General features: G+C 29.7%; 30 protein-coding genes and 5 tRNA genes. 10 read left to right on the top strand and 25 right to left on the bottom strand.

Translation table 11 applies throughout. From position 1 onward, the window contains the following. Nucleotides 1-34: 34 nt before the first annotated feature. The 14 genes from rplL to IPK18_09515 all read right to left on the bottom strand — a co-directional run bounded on the left by rplL (nt 35) and on the right by IPK18_09515 (nt 8373). A complete protein-coding gene (rplL, locus tag IPK18_09580) occupies nt 35-412 on the bottom strand; it encodes a 50S ribosomal protein L7/L12 (GenBank protein QQR97133.1) in 378 nt (125 codons plus the stop codon). 27 nt (nt 413-439) lie between these two features. Beyond that, on the bottom strand, nt 440-961 hold the full coding sequence (locus tag IPK18_09575; protein ID QQR97132.1) for a 50S ribosomal protein L10: 522 nt from the start codon (nt 959-961) through the stop codon (nt 440-442). A gap of 26 nt (nt 962-987) precedes the next feature. Further along, the gene (locus IPK18_09570) at nt 988-1683 is read right to left on the bottom strand and encodes a 50S ribosomal protein L1 (protein ID QQR97131.1); all 696 of its coding nucleotides are present in this window, start codon (nt 1681-1683) and stop codon (nt 988-990) included. 88 nt (nt 1684-1771) lie between these two features. Next, on the bottom strand, nt 1772-2215 hold the full coding sequence (gene rplK / locus IPK18_09565) for a 50S ribosomal protein L11 (GenBank protein ID QQR97130.1): 444 nt from the start codon (nt 2213-2215) through the stop codon (nt 1772-1774). A gap of 4 nt (nt 2216-2219) precedes the next feature. Then, the gene (nusG, locus tag IPK18_09560) at nt 2220-2768 is read right to left on the bottom strand and encodes a transcription termination/antitermination factor NusG (protein ID QQR97129.1); all 549 of its coding nucleotides are present in this window, start codon (nt 2766-2768) and stop codon (nt 2220-2222) included. 20 nt (nt 2769-2788) lie between these two features. Next, nucleotides 2789-2986, bottom strand: coding sequence for a preprotein translocase subunit SecE (gene secE / locus IPK18_09555; protein QQR97128.1), 198 nt, complete (start codon nt 2984-2986; stop codon nt 2789-2791). A gap of 19 nt (nt 2987-3005) precedes the next feature. Then, nucleotides 3006-3076 (bottom strand) — tRNA-Trp (locus tag IPK18_09550). A 56-nt stretch (nt 3077-3132) separates the two neighbouring features. Next, complete coding sequence (gene tuf / locus IPK18_09545; protein ID QQR97127.1) at nt 3133-4320, bottom strand: elongation factor Tu; 1188 nt, start codon at nt 4318-4320, stop codon at nt 3133-3135. Between the two features lie 62 nt (nt 4321-4382). Then, a tRNA-Thr gene (locus IPK18_09540) sits at nt 4383-4454 on the bottom strand. Between the two features lie 42 nt (nt 4455-4496). Next, nucleotides 4497-4569: transfer RNA gene (locus tag IPK18_09535), tRNA-Gly, on the bottom strand. Nucleotides 4570-4634: 65 nt separating this feature from the next. Next, nucleotides 4635-4716 (bottom strand) — tRNA-Tyr (locus IPK18_09530). Between the two features lie 48 nt (nt 4717-4764). Further along, nucleotides 4765-4838 (bottom strand) — tRNA-Thr (locus tag IPK18_09525). A 205-nt stretch (nt 4839-5043) separates the two neighbouring features. Next, the gene (locus IPK18_09520; protein ID QQR97126.1) at nt 5044-6405 is read right to left on the bottom strand and encodes a 2-oxo acid dehydrogenase subunit E2; all 1362 of its coding nucleotides are present in this window, start codon (nt 6403-6405) and stop codon (nt 5044-5046) included. Between the two features lie 6 nt (nt 6406-6411). After that, nucleotides 6412-8373, bottom strand: a complete 1962-nt coding sequence (locus IPK18_09515) for a hypothetical protein (protein QQR97125.1) — start codon at nt 8371-8373, stop codon at nt 6412-6414. An 80-nt stretch (nt 8374-8453) separates the two neighbouring features. On the opposite strand from IPK18_09515, the gene IPK18_09510 reads away from it, so the two are divergent. The 3 genes from IPK18_09510 to deoD are packed head-to-tail and all read left to right on the top strand — an operon-like array spanning nt 8454 to nt 11287. Beyond that, nucleotides 8454-9932: an HTTM domain-containing protein gene (locus IPK18_09510; protein QQR97124.1), complete on the top strand. Its 1479-nt coding sequence runs from the start codon at nt 8454-8456 to the stop codon at nt 9930-9932. Beyond that, the gene (gene deoC, locus IPK18_09505; protein ID QQR97123.1) at nt 9923-10585 is read left to right on the top strand and encodes a deoxyribose-phosphate aldolase; all 663 of its coding nucleotides are present in this window, start codon (nt 9923-9925) and stop codon (nt 10583-10585) included. The genes IPK18_09510 and deoC overlap by 10 nt, the downstream gene beginning before the upstream one ends. Before the next feature lie 3 nt (nt 10586-10588). Next, nucleotides 10589-11287, top strand: a complete 699-nt coding sequence (gene deoD / locus IPK18_09500; GenBank protein QQR97122.1) for a purine-nucleoside phosphorylase — start codon at nt 10589-10591, stop codon at nt 11285-11287. On the opposite strand, the gene IPK18_09495 is transcribed toward deoD, so the two are convergent. Together IPK18_09495 and IPK18_09490 are read right to left on the bottom strand one after the other, a co-directional pair. Continuing rightward, on the bottom strand, nt 11282-11926 hold the full coding sequence (locus tag IPK18_09495; GenBank protein ID QQR97121.1) for a prolyl oligopeptidase family serine peptidase: 645 nt from the start codon (nt 11924-11926) through the stop codon (nt 11282-11284). The two genes, deoD and IPK18_09495, sit on opposite strands and share 6 nt — an antisense overlap. 2 nt (nt 11927-11928) lie before the next feature. After that, nucleotides 11929-12117 (bottom strand): hypothetical protein, encoded by a 189-nt coding sequence (locus IPK18_09490; protein QQR97120.1) that lies wholly within the window; start codon nt 12115-12117, stop codon nt 11929-11931. Nucleotides 12118-12183: 66 nt separating this feature from the next. Here IPK18_09490 and IPK18_09485 point away from each other — a divergent pair, with 66 nt between their 5' ends. Further along, a complete protein-coding gene (locus IPK18_09485) occupies nt 12184-13158 on the top strand; it encodes a polyprenyl synthetase family protein (GenBank protein ID QQR97119.1) in 975 nt (324 codons plus the stop codon). Nucleotides 13159-13165: 7 nt separating this feature from the next. Further along, nucleotides 13166-14155, top strand: coding sequence for a cation transporter (locus IPK18_09480; protein QQR97118.1), 990 nt, complete (start codon nt 13166-13168; stop codon nt 14153-14155). Nucleotides 14156-14182: 27 nt separating this feature from the next. Here IPK18_09480 and IPK18_09475 read toward each other — a convergent pair whose 3' ends face one another. Genes IPK18_09475 through IPK18_09465 form a run of 3 tightly spaced genes read right to left on the bottom strand, consistent with a single transcriptional unit; the run spans nt 14183 to nt 16697 of the window. Beyond that, the gene (locus IPK18_09475) at nt 14183-15268 is read right to left on the bottom strand and encodes a M48 family metallopeptidase (GenBank protein QQR97117.1); all 1086 of its coding nucleotides are present in this window, start codon (nt 15266-15268) and stop codon (nt 14183-14185) included. Between the two features lies 1 nt (nt 15269). Next, a complete protein-coding gene (locus IPK18_09470) occupies nt 15270-16232 on the bottom strand; it encodes a DUF898 domain-containing protein (protein ID QQR97116.1) in 963 nt (320 codons plus the stop codon). A gap of 60 nt (nt 16233-16292) precedes the next feature. After that, the gene (locus IPK18_09465) at nt 16293-16697 is read right to left on the bottom strand and encodes a hypothetical protein (GenBank protein QQR97115.1); all 405 of its coding nucleotides are present in this window, start codon (nt 16695-16697) and stop codon (nt 16293-16295) included. A 115-nt stretch (nt 16698-16812) separates the two neighbouring features. On the opposite strand from IPK18_09465, the gene purD reads away from it, so the two are divergent. After that, the gene (gene purD / locus IPK18_09460) at nt 16813-18081 is read left to right on the top strand and encodes a phosphoribosylamine--glycine ligase (protein QQR97114.1); all 1269 of its coding nucleotides are present in this window, start codon (nt 16813-16815) and stop codon (nt 18079-18081) included. 20 nt (nt 18082-18101) lie between these two features. Here purD and IPK18_09455 read toward each other — a convergent pair whose 3' ends face one another. Further along, on the bottom strand, nt 18102-18866 hold the full coding sequence (locus IPK18_09455) for a DUF3943 domain-containing protein (GenBank protein ID QQR97113.1): 765 nt from the start codon (nt 18864-18866) through the stop codon (nt 18102-18104). Between the two features lie 154 nt (nt 18867-19020). On the opposite strand from IPK18_09455, the gene mltG reads away from it, so the two are divergent. Genes mltG through IPK18_09435 form a run of 4 tightly spaced genes read left to right on the top strand, consistent with a single transcriptional unit; the run spans nt 19021 to nt 21377 of the window. Next, nucleotides 19021-20028, top strand: a complete 1008-nt coding sequence (mltG, locus tag IPK18_09450; GenBank protein ID QQR97112.1) for an endolytic transglycosylase MltG — start codon at nt 19021-19023, stop codon at nt 20026-20028. Then, nucleotides 20028-20432 (top strand): acyl-CoA thioesterase, encoded by a 405-nt coding sequence (locus IPK18_09445; protein QQR97111.1) that lies wholly within the window; start codon nt 20028-20030, stop codon nt 20430-20432. Before mltG ends, IPK18_09445 begins: the two co-directional genes overlap by 1 nt. A 7-nt stretch (nt 20433-20439) precedes the next feature. Next, nucleotides 20440-20829: a YihY/virulence factor BrkB family protein gene (locus IPK18_09440; GenBank protein QQR97110.1), complete on the top strand. Its 390-nt coding sequence runs from the start codon at nt 20440-20442 to the stop codon at nt 20827-20829. Continuing rightward, nucleotides 20799-21377: a YihY/virulence factor BrkB family protein gene (locus IPK18_09435; protein QQR97109.1), complete on the top strand. Its 579-nt coding sequence runs from the start codon at nt 20799-20801 to the stop codon at nt 21375-21377. Before IPK18_09440 ends, IPK18_09435 begins: the two co-directional genes overlap by 31 nt. Before the next feature lie 6 nt (nt 21378-21383). Here the strand turns inward: IPK18_09435 and IPK18_09430 are convergent, their stop codons facing one another. From IPK18_09430 to IPK18_09410, 5 genes are all read right to left on the bottom strand, one after another. Then, the gene (locus IPK18_09430; GenBank protein QQR97108.1) at nt 21384-22427 is read right to left on the bottom strand and encodes a hypothetical protein; all 1044 of its coding nucleotides are present in this window, start codon (nt 22425-22427) and stop codon (nt 21384-21386) included. Next, nucleotides 22424-22732, bottom strand: a complete 309-nt coding sequence (locus IPK18_09425) for a hypothetical protein (GenBank protein QQR97107.1) — start codon at nt 22730-22732, stop codon at nt 22424-22426. The genes IPK18_09430 and IPK18_09425 overlap by 4 nt, the downstream gene beginning before the upstream one ends. Further along, complete coding sequence (locus tag IPK18_09420; GenBank protein QQR97106.1) at nt 22725-23333, bottom strand: hypothetical protein; 609 nt, start codon at nt 23331-23333, stop codon at nt 22725-22727. The genes IPK18_09425 and IPK18_09420 overlap by 8 nt, the downstream gene beginning before the upstream one ends. Beyond that, nucleotides 23326-23484 carry a hypothetical protein gene (locus IPK18_09415; protein QQR97105.1) on the bottom strand — a complete coding sequence of 53 codons (159 nt, stop codon included), beginning with the start codon at nt 23482-23484 and terminating at the stop codon, nt 23326-23328. The genes IPK18_09420 and IPK18_09415 overlap by 8 nt, the downstream gene beginning before the upstream one ends. A gap of 159 nt (nt 23485-23643) precedes the next feature. Beyond that, complete coding sequence (locus IPK18_09410) at nt 23644-25407, bottom strand: long-chain fatty acid--CoA ligase (protein QQR97104.1); 1764 nt, start codon at nt 25405-25407, stop codon at nt 23644-23646. Nucleotides 25408-25414: the final 7 nt, after the last annotated feature.

Below are 25414 nucleotides of genomic sequence, written 5' to 3'. Positions count from 1 at the left end.
GACTGCCAGACACATATATTGGGTAGGTTAAGAATTATTTTAACTCTACAGTTGCTCCAGCTTCTTCTAACTTAGCTTTTACAGATTCTGCTTCGTCTTTAGAAACACCTTCTTTCACAGCTTTAGGTGCGCCATCCACTAATTCTTTAGCTTCTTTTAGTCCTAGTCCTGTAAGTTCTTTTACAACTTTAACTACTCCTAATTTTTGTGCGCCACCATCTTTTAAGATTACATCAAAAGATGTTTTCTCTTCTGCTGCTGCTGCTCCACCACCTGCTGGTGCTGCTGCTACAGCTACAGCTGCTGCTGCTGGTTCAATACCATACTCAGATTTTAGAACGTCTGCAAGTTCATTTACTTCTTTAACTGTTAAGTTTACCAGTTGTTCTGCTAATGCTTTAATATCAGCCATTTTAATTAAAATTTAAATTGTTTAAAATTAGTTATTTCTTTCTTCTAATGCTTTAACTAGACCAGCAATTTTGTTACTGCTAGATTTTAATGCAGAGATTACGTTTTTAGCTGGAGATTGTAATAATCCTATTACATCACCAATTAATTCGTTTTTAGATTTCAATGCTACTAATGCTGCTAGTTGATTATCACCAATAAATAGTGCAGAATCAATACTTGCTGCTTTAAGCACTGGTTTATCTTTATCTCCTCTAAAATCTTTCAATACTTTTGCCGGAAGATTTCCAGTTTCGCTAAACATTAATGCTGTAGTACCATGTAAAACTGGCTCATACTCATCTGTGTATTTACCACATGCATCTAATGCTTTCTTAATAAATGTGTTTTTTGCAACTTGTATTTGAATACCTTTCTCAAAACATATTCTTCTTAGTTTACTTATATCTTCAACATTAAGTCCAGATGTATCTGTAAAATAGAAATATGTATTTGATGCAAATGTATCTTTTAAACTATCTATCGTTGCTTGTTTTTCAGCTCTTGTCATACTTTTTATAAATTTAGCTGTTAAAATTAAATTCCAGGAATACTTTTCACATCAATTTGTAGTGCAGGACTCATGGTAGTAGCTAAATATATACTTTTGAAGTAAATACCTTTAGCTGAAGATGGTTTCATTTTTGAAATTGTTCCAATCATCTCTTTAGCATTATCAGAAATCTGAGTAGGATCGAAAGATATTCTACCTATAGATGTATGAATAATACCAAATTTATCAATTTTGAATGCAATTTTACCTTTTTTCACTTCTCTTACTGCGTCACCTACATTTTCTGTTACAGTACCTGATTTTGGATTTGGCATCAAGTTTCTTGGTCCAAGTATTTTACCTAATCTACCTAGTTTTGGCATAACACTTGGTGTTGAAATAATAACATCAACATCAGTCCATCCACCATTTATTTTATCAAGATATTCATCTAATCCAACATAGTCTGCGCCTGCTTCCTTAGCTTCATTTTCTTTCTCAGCTGGGCATAAAACTAATACTGTTTTAGATTTTCCTGTTCCATGTGGAAGGCTTACTGTGCCTCTTAATGCTTGATCTGGTTTTCTTGGATCTACACCTAATCTAATGTGTACATCGACAGAAGAATTAAATTTTGTCGTGTTCAGTGATTTGATTACATTAGTTGCTTCTTCCAAAGAATAGACTTTGTCTTTGTCAAATTTTTCGTCTACTGCTTTTCTTTTTTTTGATACTTTCATTTTTAATTAATTTTTAGTGAGATAATATCGTTTTGAATTTCACAAAACTCTCTCTGCATTTTTCGTATGCGTAACAAAAACAAACGAATTATGCTTTCCATGGTGCATCACCATTCACGGTAATACCCATACTTCTTGCAGTACCTGCTACCATTTTCATTGCTGACTCTACAGTAAAGCAATTTAAATCTGGCATTTTCAGCGTTGCAATTTCTTTTACTTGATCCCATGAAACAGCTCCTATTTTATTACCGTGTGGCTGAGCAGAACCAGCTTTGGCTTTGCTTGCTTCTAGTAATAATGCGGAAGCAGGAGGTGTTTTGATTACGAAAGTAAAAGATTTATCTTTAAACACAGTAATTACTACTGGAAGAATTTTCCCTTGTTTATCTTGTGTAGCTGCATTAAATTGTTTGCAGAACTCCATGATGTTTACACCTTTTGAACCTAAAGCAGGACCAATTGGAGGTGCTGGATTAGCTTGACCACCTTTAACTTGTAACTTTATAAAAGTTTCTATTTCTTTTGCCATTTTATTATATTTTTTCTACTTGCATAAAATTCAACTCCACTGGAGTTTTTCTTCCAAATATTTTTACTGTAACACGAAGTTTCTTTTTATCTTCTATTACTTCTTCTACAGTTCCTGTAAAATCATTAAATGGACCATCTATTACCTTAACAGACTCACCTACTAAGAATGGTTCATTTGTTGTTCCACCAGCTTCTTCTAACTCATCTACTTTTCCTAAGATTCTATTAACTTCTGCTTTTTTAAGTGGAATTGGTTTATTTCTTTCAATAAATGAAATAACGTTTGTCATATTTTGAATATGTTGAACGATATCTCCATTAAATTTTTTAGTGTCTGCTTCGATCATAATATAACCTGGGAAAAAGTTTTTTTCATGAATTACTTTTTTTCCACCTTTTAGCTTATACACTTTTTCAGTTGGCACTACTATTTGAGTAATAATATGATCCCATTTAGAGATTTTTACTTCTTTCTCTATATATTCACGGAGCATTTTTTCTTTTCCGCTAATTACTCTTAATACGTACCAATTCTTGTCTTCTGCTATCATTTTATTATGATTAAGTGTTTTTAGCCTAAAATATTATATATTACATTACTTAATGCAAACATTGAAGCTTTATCCATTACTAATACTAAAAACGCAATGAGGAAAGATGCAATAATAACGATTATAGCATTAGCCTGCAACTCTTTCCAAGTTGGCCAAGTAACTTTATTTAAAAGTTCATCATAAGATGCTTTGATAAATGTTATTAGCTTGTCCATATTTCATTCATTTTATTTGCACGGGCACAAGGATTCGAACCCTGATCAACGGTTTTGGAGACCGCTATTCTACCATTGAACTATGCCCGTCTATTAAATCATTAGTCATTAGCTCTAATGACTAATGACTAATGACGGTTATATAATTATTTAATAATTTCTGTTACTTGACCCGCACCTACAGTTCTACCACCTTCACGGATAGCGAATTTCAAACCTTTTTCAATTGCTACTGGATAGATTAATTTTACTGTAATTGTTACGTTATCACCTGGCATAACCATTTCAACACCTTCTGGTAATGAAACTTCACCAGTAACGTCTGTTGTTCTCATATAGAATTGTGGACGATATTTGTTAAAGAATGGAGTGTGACGACCACCTTCTTCTTTGCTTAATACGTAAACTTCTGCTTTGAACTCAGTGTGTGGTGTAATTGAACCTGGTTTACAGATTACTTGTCCTCTTTTGATATCTGTTTTATCGATACCTCTTAATAATAAACCTACGTTATCACCAGCTTCACCTGAATCTAATAATTTACGGAACATTTCAACACCAGTAACTGTAGATGTCATTGATTTTTCTTGAAGACCAACTATTTCTACTGATTCACCAACTTTAACGATACCTCTTTCAATTCTACCTGTTGCAACTGTACCACGACCTGTGATTGAGAATACGTCTTCAACTGGTAATAAGAATGGTTGATCAACTGGACGAGGAGGTAATGGAATCCAAGTATCTACTGCTTCCATTAATTCTTCGATAGCTTTAACACCTTCGTCTTCACCTTGTAATGCTTTTAAAGCAGAACCTTTAATGATTGGCGTATTGTCACCATCAAATTTATAGAAAGATAATAAGTCTCTAACTTCCATTTCAACTAGTTCTAATAATTCTGGATCATCAACTAAGTCTACTTTATTTAAGAATACTACCATTTTAGGAACACCTACCTGACCTGCTAATAAGATGTGCTCACGAGTTTGAGGCATTGGGCCATCAGTTGCAGCACATACTAAAATAGCACCGTCCATTTGAGCAGCACCAGTAACCATGTTTTTTACGTAGTCAGCGTGACCTGGACAGTCAACGTGTGCGTAGTGTCTGTTTGTAGTTTGATATTCTACGTGTGCAGTATTGATAGTGATACCACGCTCTTTCTCTTCTGGAGCAGCGTCGATAGAGTCATAATCTTTTTTTTCTGCAAAACCTTTTGATGCTAACACACTTGTGATAGCAGCCGTTAAAGTAGTTTTACCGTGGTCAACGTGACCAATAGTACCTACGTTTACGTGTGGTTTATCTTTTACGAATTTTTCTTTTGCCATATTGTATTAAATTTAAAAATAGTTTTATAAAAAATTAAAATATTTTATGTTTTGTTGTCTTGAGCCAATAATGGGACTTGAACCCATGACCTCTTCCTTACCAAGGAAGTGCTCTACCACTGAGCTATATCGGCAAGAAATGGTTAGGATTAAGTGCCTACACCAGCTTTAGTTAGAGCGGAAGACGAGACTCGAACCCGCGACCCTCAGCTTGGAAGGCTGATGCTCTACCAACTGAGCTACTTCCGCAATAATTTTAGTTACATGTATATTACAATCATTAGATAATAATATACAATCAAAGAACTATTTTGTGGGCAGTGATGGATTCGAACCACCGAAGGTAAAACCAGCAGATTTACAGTCTGCCCCATTTGGCCACTCTGGTAACTGCCCAACTCTATTAAGAACATGGGCATAAATGCTTCAAACTTCTTAATTTAGAGCCAGTGGAGGGATTCGAACCCCCGACCCGCTGATTACAAATCAGCTGCTCTGGCCAACTGAGCTACACTGGCAATTTTTCGACTTGAAAGAACTACGAAATCTGAATCAGATTTTCGGAGTGCAAATATAGTAATAAAAATTAATTTTTTTCTCTTTTTGTGGAAAAATTTTTATGTTTATAATTATTTAAAACAAAAGTGCCTTATTCGTGCTAAAATAAGTTCTCATTTTTGGTTAAACCCAAATGCTTTATCTATTTTTCAAATACATAAAGCATTATATATCTTGAGTTATATCGAAATTTTGCAATACATCTGCTACTTTTTTCACAAACATACCTCCTAGCATTCCATCTACAATTCTATGGTCGTATGTGTGTGAAAGATACATCATGTGTCTGACTGCAATAACATCTTCACCTTCAATTTCTACTACAACTGGCTTTTTTGTAGCTATTCCTAATGCCATGATAGCTACTTGTGGTTGTAATATTATTGGTGTGCCTAGAATGTTTCCGAATGTTCCGATATTGGATACTGTATATGTACCATCGCTTATATCATCTGATGTTAGTTGGTTGTTTCTTGCTTTTTGTGCTAATGTATTTATTTCTGATGCTAAGCCTAATATATTTTTTCTATCTGCATTTTTAATTACTGGTACTATTAGGTTTCCATTTGGAAGTGCTGTTGCAATTCCTATGTTTATATCCTTTTTGTATATTATTTTATCTTCTTTTATTGATACATTTATATTTGGAAATTCTTTGATGCACTGTGCAATTGCTTCTACAAAAACTGGAAGATAGGTTAAATTGAATCCGTACTTTTTCTTGAATGATTCTTTGTGTTTTTCTCTCCATTTCACAATTTTTGTTACATCACATTCAACAAATGATGACACATGTGCTGAAATTCTTTTAGAGTCTACCATATTTTTGGATATTATCTTTCTGATTCTATCCATTTCTACTATTTCTTCGTTTAGATTGTTGCTAAGTTGAGTTTGCTTAATTTCTTTATTTATATTTTCGTCTATTTTTATTTTTTCTTTTGATTCAATTTGAATAATTTTTTCTTCTTCTGATTTATTGATTTGCTTTACATTTCTTTGTGCAATATAGTTTAAAACGTCTTCTTTTGTAATTCTTCCATTTAGTCCAGTTCCTTTTATTGTATTTAATTCTTCTAATTGAATATTTTCTACTCTTGCAATATTTAGTACTAGTGGTGAAAATTGATTTGAATTAAAATTTACATCTTGTTGTTTATTCTCTGTTTTGGGTGTTTCTATTTGTTGGTTTATATTTTTAATTGATATTTCTATATGTTTTTCTGCTTCTTTATTCTCTAGAACTTCTTTCTTTTCAACTTGAATAGGAATTTCAACATTAGTATCTGATGTTTCTATAATTGCTAATACTTCTCCTACTGCAACTACACTGCCTTCTTCAAATAATATTTTTTGCAGTGTACCTGATACATTACTTAGAATTTCTGTATCTACTTTATCTGTGGCAACTTCTAATACAAGTTCATTTTCTAAAACTTTATCTCCAACTGTTTTATTCCAAGATAAAATAGTTGCTTCTATTACGCTTTCACCCATTTTAGGCATCAATAGTTTATACTCTGCCATAGTAGTTTAATTAATTACAATTTTCTTTAATTTTTTGTATAAGCTTGTATATTCTTCTTTCAGATTAGGATCTTGATTTTGCATGCCTTGTTCTAATGTATTCAAAGTACTATAATAGGTTTCTTTATTTCTTAGTCCTTTTTCGAATGCTAAAACCATGAACTGCATACCTTTTAACTGGTTACCTTCATTATAAAAATATAAATATGCCGCACTTTCGTAAGGCACATGCCATGATGGATATTTTTTACTTAATCCTAATATAAATAAATATGCACTATCTTTTTTCCCTGATAAGTGTAATGCATTTGGATATTTATAATAAAAAGATTCATTTTGTTTATCTAATCTATTTACATTTGCATAGCAAAGTGCTGCGCTATCATAATTATTTCTTTTAAAAGTAATATCACCCAACAAATCCCAACTTACAACACTTGTATCAAATTGTTGGATTATTGTTTTAAATTGCTTCTCTGCTTCAGATATTTTACCTAATCCGTAATATGCAATTCCTTCAGTTTCGTTGGTGTAAATATCTTTATCATATATTTTGTTGGCTTGTTTGGCATATTGCAATGCTTTTAAAAATTGATTTTCTCTTTGTGTGACATCAGTGTTACTCATTGCTCTATTTGTATATGTTGTAGATGCAATACGATTTGCTTCATATGATTCTGTGAGATATGGCATATCTGTTTCAATCAATGTTAGTATATTTTGCCATGCTTTATTTCGTTGTTGTACAAATGGGAAATACATCAAGACAATTATCACTAGAATAGAAGCAATAATATATTTTACATCACTCTTTTTCCAAAATTGTTTTTGAATCCATTCATTTAGTTTTTCAAAATTAAATATTTCCAATAATATAACAGAAAATGCTATAAATGCACCTAAACTTGAGATAAAAACATATCTATCTGCTAAAATTCCTTGAACCTCAGTATATAAATTGGAACAATAAAATAAAGTAGCGTAAAAGAAGAATATACCAAATGCAAACATTTTATTCTTTTTGTAATAATATACTGAAAGTAACAATGGAATAAGTACTATAATTAATTGCAATAAAGTAATATAATGAAATAATGACCTTAAAGGAACTTGATTGTATCCAAAATAGAAGTAATATCCTTTGGGTATGAAAATAAATTTTAGATACTGAAAATAAGTAGAAACTGCCAATCCTAAATAATTCCAAATTGAAGGTAAATATGGCAATGGGTTTTCTGTAAATAAAACAGTAGTATGTTTATCCAATTCTGGATAAGGTATTAATGTATCAACAATTAGCATTGACAATCCTGCTATTGCAAATATCCCAATTAAAATAATTGCAGATTTAAAAATACTTCTATTATATATTACAAATGCCATCATAGGTAGTATTAACACAATATTCGATGCATCTTTCTTTGCATTAATACCAATAAGTGAGAATAGTATTATGAAAATGATGTGTTTTTTTGCTTTTGTATTCTCATAATTAACGTATGCATTAATTGCTAAAAACATAAATAACATACTAAATAATCCGTCTCTACTTTTCAGATTATTAACCACACCTGCATGAACTGGATGTACGATAAACAATATAGTTGCTATAATAGCAATCTTGTTTGCATTTTTTATTGGAAGTTTTTTTAGCACATAATATATTAACAAACACAATAGTATATAAATAACAATATTTATTACATGTGAAATTTTAGGATTTATACTACCTAAAAAATATTGTTCTAATGCAAATGTAAACATTGCAACTGGTCTATAATCTAATATATCAAAACGCTTGGCAAATACTGAAAACACATCCTTAAATAATGTTCCTTCAGCTGGTATATTCGCAAATATAAATTTATCATCTAAGCTAAATTCATTATCAATTGATGATTGATAAAAAACAAATGTAAGGCAAGCAAATAATATATAATATTTCTTATCTTTAATCCATTGCATCATAGTATAAAAATAGAAACTAATTTTATACTACACAGCATTAAAGTATATTTTTTGTATTTTTATTATAACTTATGTTTTCCATGCATTCTATATCCAAGAAAACAGATCACTTAAATTTGGACGAACGTTCTATTTCAATCTTTAGAATATTTTTGGGCATTAGTATTTTATATTCACTAATCATAATAAAATTTCCTTACACAATAGAATTTTGGGGCAAAGACAGACTAATTCCAATAGAAATTATGCAAGCTATGAATGGCAAAGATGCTTTTTCTATTTTTGACTATATACAAAATGATAGTTTTGCATATTTCTGGATGATTTCAAGTATTATTTTATCTATTCTATATACATTAGGAATTCAAACTAGAATTGTTTCTGTGTTACTATTATTTTTCTTTTTTAATATATTGCAAGCTTATGCTAGATACAATAATGGCTTCGACAAATACACTTTCCAAATGCTTACATGGTCATGTTTTTTACCTTTGAACAATTATTTTTCTCTACAAAAAATCATCAATAGAAAAAAAGTAAATCAGCTAATTTCATTCATAATAATCATTCAAATTTGTTTCATCTATTTTTCTACAGGAATTGTAAAATATGGCGATGCTTGGAAACAAGGTTATGCCGTAAAAATATTAGCATCAGAAATGTGGTATCCAGGAAAATTTGCATCATTTTTCACAAACAATGAATTCTTATATACCATACTTACCTATGCAACTTTATTTTTTGAAATCACGTTCCCAATCTTTATTCTTGTAAACTATAAAAATAACATACTTAGATATGTAGGAATTATATTTTTACTTGGCTTCCATATTAGTATTTTTTTTATTAGTGATGTAGGAAATTTTTCAATTACTGGTGTTGCAGTTGCCTTATTATTACTACCAAATTCTTTTTGGAAAAAAATAAATATAAAACTAAAAGAATCTAGCGAACGTATATTTTCAAAAAGTACGCAATATATTTTTATAGTTTGCACCGCTTTTGTATTGTACACTTTTGTACAAAAAAATTTATTATTCATTTCTAATACTTATCATCTATATGATAGAAACAGCAGTGCAATCAATAGATTTTTGCAGAAAATAGATGTACCTCAAATTGCAGAAAATTCATTTCAATTTCAATATTGGAAGATGTTTGCACCAAATCCTGCTTCAAGATGTGGATGGCTAAGTATTGAATACGAAGGAGACGATGGTCTTTTTTATGATTTATTTACAAACAATATTATTTCAAGAACTGAACATAAAGTTTCCTTTATTCCCAAAAGGCAGGAAAGATATTTATTAAGTTATGCTAGAATGTTTAAACTACAGGATATATACTATTCAAGAGTATTTTTAAAATATTGGTTCTTCAGACAATTAGAAAAAAGAAATATTCCTAAATCAGACTACCATAGATATTACTTAGCTGAATATAGAGCAGAATTTTCTAAAAACTCAACAATAATGAATCCGATTGAAAAAGAATTATACACTTATAAAGCCATAGAAAACCTTGATATCAGCCTTCCAAAAAAGAAAAAATGTACATAGCTAAATATATTGACCACACATTGCTAAAAGCAACTGCAACAACTAAAGACATAGAACAACTATGTTTCGAAGCTATAAAACATCATTTTTATGCAGTATGCATCAATCCATGCTATATTAGTTTATGTAAGAATATTCTTACGAACTCAAATGTGAATATTGCAACTGTTGTAGGATTTCCATTAGGTGCAATGCAAGCAAAATCGAAATTATACGAAGCCGAACAGGCAATACACACAGGTGCTAATGAAATTGACATGGTATTAAATATAGGCTTTTTAAAAAGCAACTTATATCAAGAAGTAGAAGATGAAATTACAACTATTAAAAAATCTATTGGCGAGCATACTTTAAAAGTAATCATAGAAACATGCTATCTTACCAGAGAAGAAAAAATAACTGCAACTAGAATTGTATTAAACTCTGGTGCTGATTTTATTAAAACATCTACTGGATTTGGCACTGGTGGCGCAACATTCGAAGATATTTTATTATTTAAAGAAATTGCAGGAAATAATTTAAAAATCAAAGCCAGTGGTGGTATAAAAGATGCAGAAACAGCAATGAAATATATTAGCCTAGGTGTTTCAAGAATTGGCACAAGTTCTGGCGTTGACATTGTTCAAGGAAAAATATCAAATTCAAATTATTAAACAATGAGTGTACATATTGCAGCAAATAAAGGAGACATTGCAGAAACTGTACTATTGCCTGGCGATCCATTGCGTGCCAAACATGTCGCAGAAAATTATTTAGACAATATCACATGTTATAACAATATCAGAGGCATGCTTGGTTATACTGGTTTCTACAAAGGCAAACGAGTTTCTGTACAAGGTACAGGCATGGGTATTCCATCTATTTCTATATATGTTAATGAATTAATTAGAGAATATGATGTTAAAAATTTGATTCGAATAGGTACTGCTGGTGCAATACAAGAAAATATACAATTAAAAGATATTGTAGTTGCCATTGGTGCTTGCACTACTTCTGCTGTAAACTGGAACAAATTTCATGGTGCAGATTTTGCTCCTGTTTGTGATTTTGACCTACTGCATAAAACCTACCTTAATGCACAACAAATGAATCTAAATATCAAAACGGGAAACATACTATCAACTGATGAATTCTATGATGACAATCCAGATTCTTATAAAAAATGGGCTGAGTATGGTGTCCTATGTATTGAAATGGAAACCGCAGCTTTGTACACTATTGCTGCAAAATATAGAGCCAAAGCATTAGGTATTTTTACTATAAGTGATAATTTGGTTACCAAAGATTTTTCAAGTGCCGATGATAGACAAAATGCATTCAATGACATGGCAATTCTGGCATTAAATACATTATAATTTCAAAAATTCTATACTTTTATTTATTAATTCTATACTTTCTTGTGGTAGTTCTTTTTCTGTGTATGGATGCTTGCCACCAAATGTATGATTAGCATCTTTAACTATATGTAGCTTAGTATTTGCATTTTGATTTTTAAGTTCATAAGCAGCACTTACAGAAACACTTTCATCATTCTTACCGTGTACAATTAGCCAATCTTTATCAAATTCAGAAGCAGATTTTAAAACATTAAGATTGGAATAATTTTCTATATAATTCTCATAAAAATTATAATACAATGGCATATTTTGTTGCGTTCTTGAGTTGTAGGTATAAACCACTCCATCAGATTTCCATTTCGCAATATCAATTGTATTAAAGAAATAATCAAAACTTGCAACAGATGCCCAAGTAATTAGTTTTTTTATTTTATTATTTCTTTGTGCCATAAGTACTGCAATTCCTCCACCACGACTATGACCAATTAAATAAATTTCGTTTGGATTGCCACCATAAAATTCTATCTTATCTTCAATAAATTTCAATACACAATCAACATCTTCTATTTCTTTGCTAAAATTATTTTGTCCAAAAGATTCTAAATCAGCAAAATCTAATAAATTTGATGCTGTAGTTCCATTGCATGAAGTATTCATTTTTACAAAAACAAAATCTTTTTTACAAATTCTTGAGCAATTAAATTAAAATGTCCCCAATCTTTAAAACCTTTAAATCCATGAACAAACAAAACAACAGGTAATTTCTGTGGAGCTTCTTTAAAATGAACATCTAAGGTGATTTGTTTGTTAGTATAAATATTACTTATTATTAAATCAATTTTGTTCATGTTGTAAAACTATTCATTTTTATTGTAGGATAAAACAATCGAATCAATTATTTTTACCAAATCTTAATGAGTCAAGAAGTAGATAATATAAAATTACCAATAGAGCAAGAATTACAAATTTTTGAAAAGAAATTCAGAGAAGTAATGCGTAGCCATGTAGCATTGCTTGATAAGGTAAATTATTATATATACCAAAGAAAAGGAAAGCAAGTAAGACCAATGTTTATTTTTCTATGTGCCAAAATGCTTGGACAAGTGAATGAGAATACATACGTTGGTGCATCATTAATAGAACTATTGCACACAGCAACATTAGTACATGATGATGTTGTTGATGACGCATATGAAAGAAGAGGTTTTTTTTCTGTAAATGCATTATGGAAAAATAAAATTGCAGTATTAGTTGGCGATTATTTTTTATCTAAAGGATTGCTGTATGCATTAGAAACTAAAAATTACAACTTACTACATATCACCTCTGATGCTGTAAAACGCATGAGCGAAGGCGAACTTTTGCAAATGGAAAAAGCTAGAAAGTTAGATATTAAAGAAGATATCTACTTTGAAATTATAAAAAACAAAACAGCATCATTAATTTCTGCAGCATGTAAAATAGGTGCAGCTTCTGTAAGCAACGATGAATATTTAATTCAAAAAATGCATAAAATTGGCGAGCTAATTGGTATTGCATTTCAAATAAAAGATGATTTATTTGATTATGGTGAAGCTGACATTGGCAAACCAAGAGGCATAGATATCAAAGAGAGGAAAATGACTTTGCCTTTAATCTATACATTACAAAATGCTGATAGCAAAACCAAAAGATGGATTATCAATACTGTAAAAAACAATAACGAAGACAAAGAAAAAGTAAATGAGTTAATACAATTTATTAAGAAAAATGGTGGCATACAATACACAGAAAAAAAGATGCTTGAATACAAACAATTAGCATTTCATGAGCTTCAGGAACTGCCAGAATCAGATGCAAAAAATGCATTTATAGAATTAATCAATTATATCACGAATAGGAATTACTAATATTTGAATGAAACCGTCAAAAAATAAGATAATAATACAAACCTATACATTAATTATAGGCATACTATTACTAGCTGCAAAATTCCTAGCATTTGCAGTGAGTAATTCAAATGCCATTTTAACAGATGCTTTAGAAAGTATTATTAATGTTTTAGCTGGAGGATTTGGATTATACAGTTTATTTATAGCTTCCAAACCAATGGATGAAGATCATCCTTATGGACACGGACGTATTGAACTTATTTCTGCAAGTATTGAAGGTGCTTTAATATTTGCTGCTGGATTGGCAATGGTTATAAAATCTATTTATAATATTTTTTACCCAACCAAAATAGAACACTTAGACATAGGTATAATATTGATAGCAATAACAGGCGTAGTCAATTATGCACTTGGATGGTATTCAAAATACAATGGAAAGAAATTTTCATCAGCAACATTAATAGCCAGTGGAGAACACCTAAAATCAGATGCTTACTCATCATTTGCAATAATACTTGGTTTGGCTGTGGTATTTTTTACAGAATATTATTGGTTAGATGTTGCCATAGCAATTGCTGTAGGTATCTTTATCATGTATTCTGGATTTAAGATTTTACAATCATCTATTGAAGGTATTATGGACAAAGCAGATTTTATTCTTTTACAAAAGGTAATAGATGTGCTTAATAAAAACAGAAGAGAATCTTGGGTAGACATACACAATCTTAGAATAATAAAATATGGCGAAAACATACATATAGATTGTCATACAACTTTGCCATGGTACTACAATACTATAGAAGCGCATGAAGAATTAAGATTAGTTGAAGATGCAATAAAAGAAGCTATTCCAAATAATTTAGAATCATTTATTCATTCAGATCCATGTATTCCTGAAAGTTGTAGAATATGCTTATTAAAAGATTGCAAAGTTAGAACCACACCATTTTCTGAAAAAATAGAGTGGAATTTAGAAAATGTAATCAAAAATCAAAAACACGCACATCAGATATAATTGTATTACTTATTTAGAATTACAAAATTAGTTCTGTTGGATTAATTTAAATATACTATCAAGTTTAGGATTATCTATTTTAGCTTTATTCTGTTTATCAAATTTCTTACAATATTCAATTCTCTTTTTATTATCAGGATGTGTTGAAATATAATTTAATAATTCAGAATCTACATCATTTACTTCATCTAATTTCTCAAAAAGTTGATACATGCCATTTGTATTTATATTTGCATTTTGCATAAGAATCATTCCATCTAAATCTGCTTCTTGTTCTAAATTCCTACTATACTTCAATGTATTCAACATACTTGCATTTTGGGCGATTGCACCAATAATATTTTCATCTAAATTACCAAACACCAAACTTATTATTGCAAATTGCGAATATGCTGTAACCATCAAACTCATAGAATGTTTGTTCCGTATATGTATAAATTCATGTGAGAGCAATGCTGATAATTGGCTATAATTATCCAAAATCTTTAACAAAGTATCAAATACCACAATTCTTCCACCTGGCAATGCAAATGCATTCACAATATCACTTTCAACAACAGTAATGTTTATTGGATATTTTGACTCATAATTCATAGATTTCCAGAAACTATTTATTTGTTCTGTTTTCTGAGAATCTATTGAATACCCTTTCGTCATGTTTTTATATACCACTTCACCTAGGTAAACTTCTGTTTTCATAGGTATGGCTTTTATTGCAATTGGTGTAATTGCAGGAATAATAACAAAATAAGTAAAAACACAGAACGCAATAACACAAAATAACAGACCAAAAATTAAGCTTTTTTTCTTCAAGAATTTTTCATACCATGTATGGCTTGTAGCTTTTGCGATATTCCTATTTTGTAATACTAAAGATTCATAATTATCTTTATCCAACTCAATACTTTGATATGGAATATTTCCATAATTTAATTTATATGTATTAGTGTTTAGTTCTTCATATTTAATTATTCTATCAATCTCCCACAATACAATTTCTTTTTCATCTAAACAAAAAATTATTTCTATGTATTTAGATGAAACATTTAACTCAACATGATATGGATTTGAAGAAAATCCATCAAAATATATTGCTGATATTATTTTTTGCATTTTAGAATCCAATATCTAATGCATCAACCATCCCATCTCCAATTGAATTTACTCTAGAGGCTATTTCTCCTTGAATAATTTCGTCTGGGTTTAGATTTTCTTCTATATAGATATTATCAATATAGAAATTCATTGTTCTAATAATAACCCAAGGAATTGCTATCCCAAAAGAAAAAATAATTAGAAGCATATTTATAAAGCTCAATGAGAAAATCCCACCTCCAGATATTGAAGAATCAATTGCTATTGTTTTTTCACCTTGATGCAAAAATGTATTATTAATATAGTAATTATATATGTTTTTTGTATACCAAAAGCTATAAATACCAAAAGTAAAAATTGTAAGAATCAATCCAGCTAGGTGAATCATAAATAAATCTCCACCTTTTCCAGTAAAAGAAGTTTTAACATTACCCAAACCATGTTTTTCTATTATATATTTACTAATATTCACTTCAGCCCAACTAAAGTAAAATCCAAAAGTAATAATAAAAAAAAGTATACTTTTTAAGAATAATATTACAAATTCTCTCCTATCACCATCATATGTAAAAAATATATTTCTCCATGATGTTCTTGATGCTCTATACTTCATTGAACCATGTATAGATAATGGAATTAAAGTAAATATAAATAACATTGACAACATACCATATATATTTATAATATACGTATTTCCTGTTGACTCCACAACAAAATTAATAATATTATATAATATGATGAACAATACTACTACAATAAATCCTTTGAATAATTCGGTACCTGTACCATGATATGACAATGGAGAATCTGCAAAATATGTATTAGAAGTAAAAAATTTACGCGACTTTGTCTTTGCCCATGGATAATATATACCTAATGTGATTATAGTTAGTAATATATTTAGAACGAGTATTCCAAAATATTCTCCTCCTGTTCCGTAAAATTTAATTTGAGTATTGTTCCTTTGTTCTATCTCATCCATAAAATATTTTTTTTACAAATATAAATACTGAATTCGTATTTTTAGTGTATTGTTAATAATTTAATTTCTCCATTGAATATATAATTCTTCGCAAATTACTAATCCTGTATTATAAAAATTCTCAAATCCATTAATATTAAAAACAATCCCAAAATATGGTTTGTCTGTATTAATATCTAAATCTTTAAAATCAATAACATTTTCTAATTCATCTTGGCTCAATAACATCAATTGGTCATCATGCCAAGCATCAGTCCAATATTGGTTTTTATCAATATTTGTATAATGTACTTGTCTAAATTCAATATCGACATTCACATATCTCATAAAATCAAAACTTGCTTGAATCCACAAACAATCACTACAAAAATCTATCATCTTAAAATCTAATCCAGCATTGTATGCTTTTTTATTAAATGCAAGTAATGCCTCACTTATGGTTTCTTTGGTATTAAAAGTATTCATACTAAAAAATTATACTTATTGCATTTTATCAATCTAAGTTAATGATAAAAAAATTTGATTTTATCTACTTATAAAATAATTAAGAAAAATACTTTTCTTATTCTATTTTTGTAATATGAATATTCTATTGTTAGGCTCAGGTGGACGTGAGCATGCTTTTGCTTCAAAACTATTACAAAGTTCAAACTGCTCTCAGTTATATGTAAGTCCTGGAAATGCTGGAACTAATGCAATTGCCAAAAATGTAAAACTTGATTCTTTCGAAGAAATAAAAGATTTTTGCATTAAAAATGACATTAAAATGGTGGTGGTTGGTCCAGAACAACCATTAGTTGATGGTATTTATGATTTTTTTGTGCGTGATGAAATGCTAAAAAATATTGCTATCATTGGACCATCAAAAGCTGGCGCAATGCTAGAAGGTAGCAAAGCATATTGCAAAAATTTCTTAGTAAAACACAAAATTCCTACTGCACAATACAAAGAAATAACAATAGAAAATATTGATGAAGGATTTCAATTTTTAGACACACTTACAGCACCATACGTACTTAAAGCAAATGGCTTAGCAGCTGGAAAAGGCGTACTAATTTGTTCTACGCTTGATGAAGCAAAAACAGAACTCAAATCTATGTTAGATGGTAAATTTGGTAATGCAAGTAATACTGTTGTCATCGAAGAATTTATGCATGGCATTGAATTTTCTGTATTTGTTTTGACTGATAATGATAGTTACAAAATACTTCCAATTGCAAAAGACTACAAGCGCATTGGCGAAGGCGATACTGGGCTAAATACTGGTGGAATGGGCGCTATTTCGCCTCCAATTTTTGTAACTGATGATATTATGGCTATTGTGGAAAAAACTATTATTATTCCAACAATTGATGGCTTTAAGAAAGACAATATCATCTATAATGGATTTGTATATATTGGAATAATGCTTACGCCAAACAATATTCCAAAAGTTGTAGAATACAATTGTAGAATGGGCGATCCTGAAACTCAAGCTGTGCTACCTAGAATAAAAAGCGATTTAGTAGAGACATTTCTAAAACTATCAGATGGAAAATTAAATGAAATAGATTTTGAGATTGATGAACAGGCATGCGTTACTATCGTTTTAGCATCAAATGGCTATCCAGAAACATTTGAAAAAGGAAAGAAAATTACCAATCTTCAACAACAAGAAAATGAGTTTATTTTCCATGCTGGAACTACATTAGACAATGAAGGTAACATTATAAGCAGTGGTGGAAGAGTTTTAACAACATCAGCATTAGGCAAAAACATACAAGATGCATTGAAAAAAGCTAATACAATTGCTGAACGAGTACAATTTGAAAACAAATATTATAGAAAAGATATTGGTTTTGATATGTAATATTAAGTACCTAAATCAAATTAGAATTTATACTTCAATTCATTTGTTTCTGCCCACTTAAATCCATTATTGATGGCAAAACTTGGATTTAATAGACTTACAAATGTTTTTTCATACCATTTATAGCCATTTTTACTCATTCTAATTGTACTAAAATGGAATAATTCGCCAATTAATGCACCAGCAATTGGTGTAACGATTAAATCTTGAATACTTGGTTGCTCAAATCCAGCTTCTACTGTATATTCCCAAAGTGCAATGCTACCTATGCCAAACAATGCTGATTGCCACCATGTAGCACCTTGTGAGCGCATACTATTGTAATATATGGTACCTTGATATGGATGACCTAAATAGTTGATGTACCATTTATCTTTATCAAAATGTGGTGGTTCTGTGTATGCTCTTCTAATTTGATTTCTATAATTTTTTTTGTTCCACTTGCTTACTTCTTCTGGCAAAATTAGCAAAAGGCTTGTCATGCCTGCATTATAACCAAGCATTAATAATGAACTTCGCATCAACTTTCTACCAAATGGTGCAGTTTCATTTCTTAATGTGAATCTATTTTCTAAGCTATCAAATTTTGGTGGATACCTTTTAAAATTTGGGAACTTATCTGGTTGGTTTTTATCCAGTTCAACTTGATTTGTATATACTATTGTATCTATTACAGCAGCAACAGAATCTGTATCAAGATTAACATCATTAGATAATATATTTTGTGAGTAAATTTTTGTGACACAACAACACAAATACAAAATCAGTAACAAATTTTTTCTCATCAGATTATTATATACAAATATTGTGCAAAAAGATAACATTTCTTTAGTTTTTACTACAAATACCAATTTATAATTAGACATAATACCATCTAAGTTGATATAAATTAACGATTTAGTTCTTTCTAATATATGTATCTTTGCATAACATTTAGAAATGAAGAAAGCTATTTTAATATCAATATCCATCATATGTGTGATATGTATAGGCACATATTTATTTTTTTTTAGAAATAACATAAAAAACGATGCTACATTATACATACCAACAAATGCTACCTATCAACAAGTATTAGATTCCTTAGAAAAAAACAATGTACTCATTAACAAAAGTGCTTTTGAAAAAATTGCCAAACAGCTAGATTATCCTACGCTTGTAAAAGCTGGTAGATATGTTCTAGAAAAACCAATGAGCAATTTTGAATTAGTCAAAAAATTGAGAAGTGGCAACCAAGATGCTTTAAAAATAACTATAAATAATGTAAAAAATCTAACGCACCTAGCAGCAAAACTTGGTGCAAAGCTGGAACCTGATAGTGCCTCTTTTTATCAAACTTTTATACAACAAAACATACTTGATTCACTACAATTAAATCAAGATAATATACTTACTATTTTCTTGGCAAATACTTATCAATTTTATTGGAACACTTCTACTGATGAGTTTTTGGCAAGAATGCTAAAAGAATATTCTAGATTTTGGAATGACGATAGAAAAAATAAAGCAGAAAAATTAGGCTTGTCGCCAACCGAAGTTACAATTTTAGCATCTATAGTACAAAAAGAATCATCTAAATACGATGAATATGCAAGAATAGCTGGCGTATACTACAATAGATTGAAAAAAAATATGAAACTACAAGCAGATCCAACAGTATTATATGCAAAGCAAAAACTTGGTTTATCTAATCGTGTGTACAATAAAGACACCAAAATTGAACATCCATACAATACATACTATGTTCTTGGCTTGCCACCAGGACCAATTTGTTTGCCTGAAACAAAAAGCATAGACTTGTGTTTAGATTTAGAACATCATGATTATATATTTTTCTGTGCCAAAGATGATTTTTCAGGATATCATAGTTTTGCTGCAGATTGGGCAACTCATGAGAAAAATGCAGAAAAATTCCATCAGGCACTAAATGCAAATAATATAAAATAATGTTTGAAGAAACGATACAACTTAGAGTAAGATACCATGATTGTGATGCAATGGGCATTGTGTACCATGGACATTATGCAAAATTTTTTGAAATTGGCAGAACAGAAGCTATGCGCAAACATGGTTTTTCTTATAAATTATTAGAAGAAAAAGGCTATGCCATGCCTGTGGTGGAAATGAATATTAAATACAATCGTCCTGCGAGATACGATGAGCTGATGGATATAAAAACAATTATTGAAGAGATTCCGAATAAATTTTTTATTGTAAAAGGCGAAATTTATAATCAAGATAAGAAACTATTAACGGAAAGTCTTTTTAAATTTGTATTTGTAAAAAAGGATAGCTTACGTAGGTGCCATACGCCAGAATTTGTAGTGCAACACTTAGAGCCGTTCTTCTAAGATAATTTTGAAACAGAAATTTTTACATACTATAAATAGCAAACCTTGGATAAAAACATTTACACTTCCAGGATTTGAAGGCGTTCCAGTATATGATGTTGTAAAAAAATTCTTAGAAGAAATAAAAGCAGATAATATAACTACGCGTGCATCAAGCATATCATTTTTTTTTATACTAGCTTTGTTTCCAACTATCATTTTTTTATTCTCCATTTTTCCTTATGTACCTATTCCAAATTTTCAACAAAATTTGATGTTGTACCTAAAGAATGTAATTCCAACAAATGTATTTGGCATTTTGGAACAAACCATTAATGATATTGTTGGTGCTGATAAAAGTGGAAGTTTAGTTTCTATCAACTTTTTATGGCATTATTTATTTCTAGCAATGGTGTAAATTCTATTCTAAAAGCGTTTGACAAAACAAATCACACATTTAAAAAACGCAATTTTTTTCAAAAAAAGATTGTTGCATTTAAGATATTATTTCTAATCAGTTTTCAATTGATACTCACAGTTACTTTAATTATTAAAGGTAGAGAATTTATAAGTATTTTATTAAATTGGCTCAACACTGAATCAAGCTGGATAAAATTTATTATAAGAATTCTAATTAATGGAATTATTTTCTTTAGTACATTTAATCTTTATGCACTCATCTATTATTTTGGTCCATCATCTACTTATAAATATAGATACTTTTCAGTAGGCGCAACATTTGCAACTATTGTTTCAATTTTATTTTCATACATTTTTAGTATATATACTAATTACTTGAATAATTTCAATATGCTTTATGGTTCATTAGGTATTATTATTGTAATTATGCTTTGGATAAACATAAACTCATTAGTACTTCTATTTGGTTTTGAACTCAACCACAGCATCTTACTCAATAAAATAGAAAGGAAACAAAAAACAAAAGACACTAACAACTTAGCATAAAAACATTTATTCTTTATTTTCTGATATTGTACTTATTGATTTGTACTGCGAATAGAAGAAAACGGAAACAATTATTAGCATTAGGATAGATGATGTATAATTGGCAATAAAAATATTTAAGAACATAGGAAAACCTGCGAGCATTATTGCCATGCCCAATGCTAAACCACTTGCTGTTGCTGGCATTTTTGATAAGAAATGCTGCATTAATACTAATGTGATAGGCACAGTACTTTGCAAGCAGCTAACGCCAATGCATAGTATTAATAAATTATTCTTGCCAAACTGCAAACATAGTACAGCTACAATACTTGATAAGTATATCCAATATTTCCAATTGTATTTATCGCAAATTACTCCACCTATTAATTTTCCTACAAATGCTGCAATTGCAATACCTAATAACCATATTTGTTGATTCTCGGTATATAGATTAAAAATATTCCAAAGTAATGAACGCATAGCTATTGACAACAGCAATAAAATCATTAAAAAATCATGTGTATCAAAATCTATATTATACTTTTTGCGTTGGTTGGATTGTAGATATGGCAACTTTATTTGAAATATAACGACGAACAACAGCAGCAATGGAATGATTAATATATAAAACCACACACTAGGAAATGTGCCTAAAATTCCTCCTGATATTAATCCTAAAACGCCTGGTGCTGTAAATAAACCAGCGATGCTTGTATTGTTTTTGTCTGCTGAAAAAGTAGCTGCGCCACCGCATACATGTATAAATGCTGATGCTATGCCTGAGCAAATAATTGCAATAAGTATACTTTTATTCCAAAATAATATTGCAAGTACTAAAAATAGTATTGACACATAAGTAAAATATTTATTGTTTTTTTGTTTATCTACCAAAATTCCTGCAAGTGGTTGTAGTCCAAATGCCAGCATGCCATACAACAGAAAGACAAAAGAATTCATGCTCATACTACTTGCTATACTTGTGTGCGCTGATAATAAGTATCCTGCGATGAAATCATTAATTCCATGTAATACACCAAAAAACAATGCTATCTTGTATGCATTACTCATATTTTAATATTATTTATATAAATTCCTATTGCTGTGGTAATGCTATTCTGCAACAAAGAAATAAAAAATGCTTTTTTAAAATCTTGTAATAGAAATATTCTTATAATGATTGCTTCTACAACTGTAACACCTAACTCTAAGTATAATAAATGAATATTGGTATGGTGCAATAACAAATTGAGCAATGGCCATGAAAATGCATTTGCTAAGAATAAGATACAAATTGTAAATACAATACGATTTCTAAAAAATATAAAGAAAATTGGTATTTCTATTATTACTGTTAAAAAAAAATATTTAAACATAGACTATCTTATTCTTTCTATAAAGATAAAGCAGACTAATGGAAAGAATAAATAAACTTGATAAGGAAATTACAATTAATAGATTTTCTGGAAAATGGTTATCTGATTCTGAAAAAATTAATACTTCATTTTTTTTCTTTTTCTTTTTTCCTTTTTCAGTTTTTTTCTTTAACGAGTTTTCATATTCTATATTTGACCAACTTGTTGTGGTAATTTTTAGCTTATTATTTTCTATATAAATTTTAGCTGCTATTTTTCTAGTAATATCAATTTCTTTTTGATATCCATGTTCTAAAAATAGAGTAGTTGTATCGCCTAGAATTTTTTGGTTGCTATCTTCTGCCCAAACACGTGCGTAATGTTTATAAAAATCTATAGTTTCTTTAATATCTGTTTTTTTTATTGTATAGATTTTGTTTGGGTATATTTTTTCAATTTTTGCATCAGGCAAATTTGGATAAAAATAAAATTGAACATTTGGATATTTTTCTACATTTAGAAACTGCCAAGAAGTAGAATTCAGATATGTTGGTGGTGCTATATTTGCTGTTGCAAATAACACATTGATAAGTACAGCAAATAGAAAAGCATGCTTAATCATTGTGTTTTTCCATTCTGTTTTTTATAAAACTAAATACATAAATAGCAATCAAAATTATTACTGCAATTAATACGATTATACCTACATAGTCAGAAAAGTATCTTTGTGGACTTGTTGGAATGTCTAATAAAAGGAAATTAAATTTATTCATAATCTTTGTTTTATATATTTAAGTAATTGTTTACAAATACATTATATGGTTTATTAAAAGTAAACATTTTCTATGTATAAATCAAGTGCAAAATTTATATGCACAAAAAAGTCGCTCCAAAAGGAACGACTTAAATGAATGTATATCTATTATTTTTTATTAATCATTATATATTGCATCAATTTCTTTGCTATATATTCTGTTTATTTCTTTACGTTTTAGTTTCATTGTTGGTGTTAATTCTCCAGTTTCTGTTGTCCATTCTCTTGGCAATAATTTGAATTTTTTAATTTGCTCAATATGACTAAAATTTGGATTTAATCCATCAATAATACTTTGGATTTTGTTTAATACTTTTGAATCTTGTATCAATGTTTCTCTATTTGAAATATTAATTCCATTTTCTTTTGCCCATTCTTCTAATACTGGAAATGCTGGAACAATTAATGCTGAAACGAATTTTTTACTTTCTCCAACAACCATAATTTGCTCTATAAAGAAATCTTCTCTGAACTTACTTTCAATTGGTGCTGGTGCTACGTATTTTCCGCCAGATGTTTTTAATAATTCTTTTTTTCTATCTGTAATTTTTAAAAATTTATTTCCTCTGTTGTTGGTAACAAATGTACCTACATCGCCAGTGCTAAACCAACCATCTTCGCTTAAAACTTCTGCAGTTTTTTCTGGTTCTTTGTAATAGCCCATCATTATATTTGGTCCTTTTGCTAAGATTTCACCATCATCTGCAATTTTTATTTCTACATCTTTGATTGGCATACCAACGGTGCCTAACATTGCTCCGCCTTCAGAGAATCTATTGAAAGTTAAAACTGGAGAAGTTTCTGTAAGTCCGTATCCTTCTCTAATTGGAACACCTGCTGCTGAAAATACTCTTGCAATTTTTAATGGACATGCCGCAGAACCTGTAACTATTCCTAATACTCTTCCGCCTAATGCTTCTCTCCATTTGCTGAAAATTAATTTATCTGCAAGTTTGAACGCAAAAGTTGGTTTTTGATCATATTCGTATTTGTCTGCCATATCTAATGCCCAAAAGAATAATTTCTTTTTAAGACCAGTAAGTGCCAAACCTTTGTTTACAATTTTCTCATATACTTTTTCTAATAAACGTGGTACAGTAGTAAAAAAGTGTGGCTTTACAGTTCCTAATTTTTCTGCTAATGTATCAATATCAGAATAATATACATTTACGCCAGACATTAGATAAGTATAAATCACCATTCGCTCAAAAATGTGACACAATGGTAGGAAACTTAATGATACGTGTCCTGCTTCAATAGGTAGTTCTGCTAAAACTGTTACAACATTTGATATTACATTTTTGTGCGAAAGCATCACACCTTTTGGTTGTCCTGTTGTGCCTGATGTGTAGATTAGTGTTGCTAAACTATTCTCATCTATGGTGTCTGCAATTGCTTTGATTTGCTGAATATCACCATTTGGATTAAGACTAAATACTTCTGAAATATTTGGTGTATTTGGGATTTCATCAAAAGAATAGATTCCTAATAGATTAGGAACTTCGGTTTTAATACTATTTACTTTCTTATACAATTCTTCATCTGACACAAAACATACTCTAGCTTCTGAATGGTTTAGAATATATTTAAAATCATTTTCTGAAATAGTTGGATACAATGGTACATTGATAGCACCTATTTGCGAAATCGCAATATCGCAGATATTCCATTCTACTCTATTGGATGATGTAACTGTTGCTACTTTGTCTCCTTTCTGAATGCCCAATTGCAATAAACCTAAACTTAATTTGTTTGCCTCATTGATTATATCATCTGTGCTCAGTTTCTTCCATTCTCCTTTGTTTAAAGAAGCTAATGCCATTGCCTGCGGATATTTTTCCTTCTGATAATAAATGGTATCAAATAATCTCTTTACTTCCATCTTGTTT

This window comes from Sphingobacteriales bacterium, from assembly GCA_016699615.1.
Lineage (GTDB): Bacteria > Bacteroidota > Bacteroidia > Chitinophagales > JADIYW01 > JADJSS01.
This window is presented reverse-complemented; position numbering and strand designations above follow the sequence as displayed.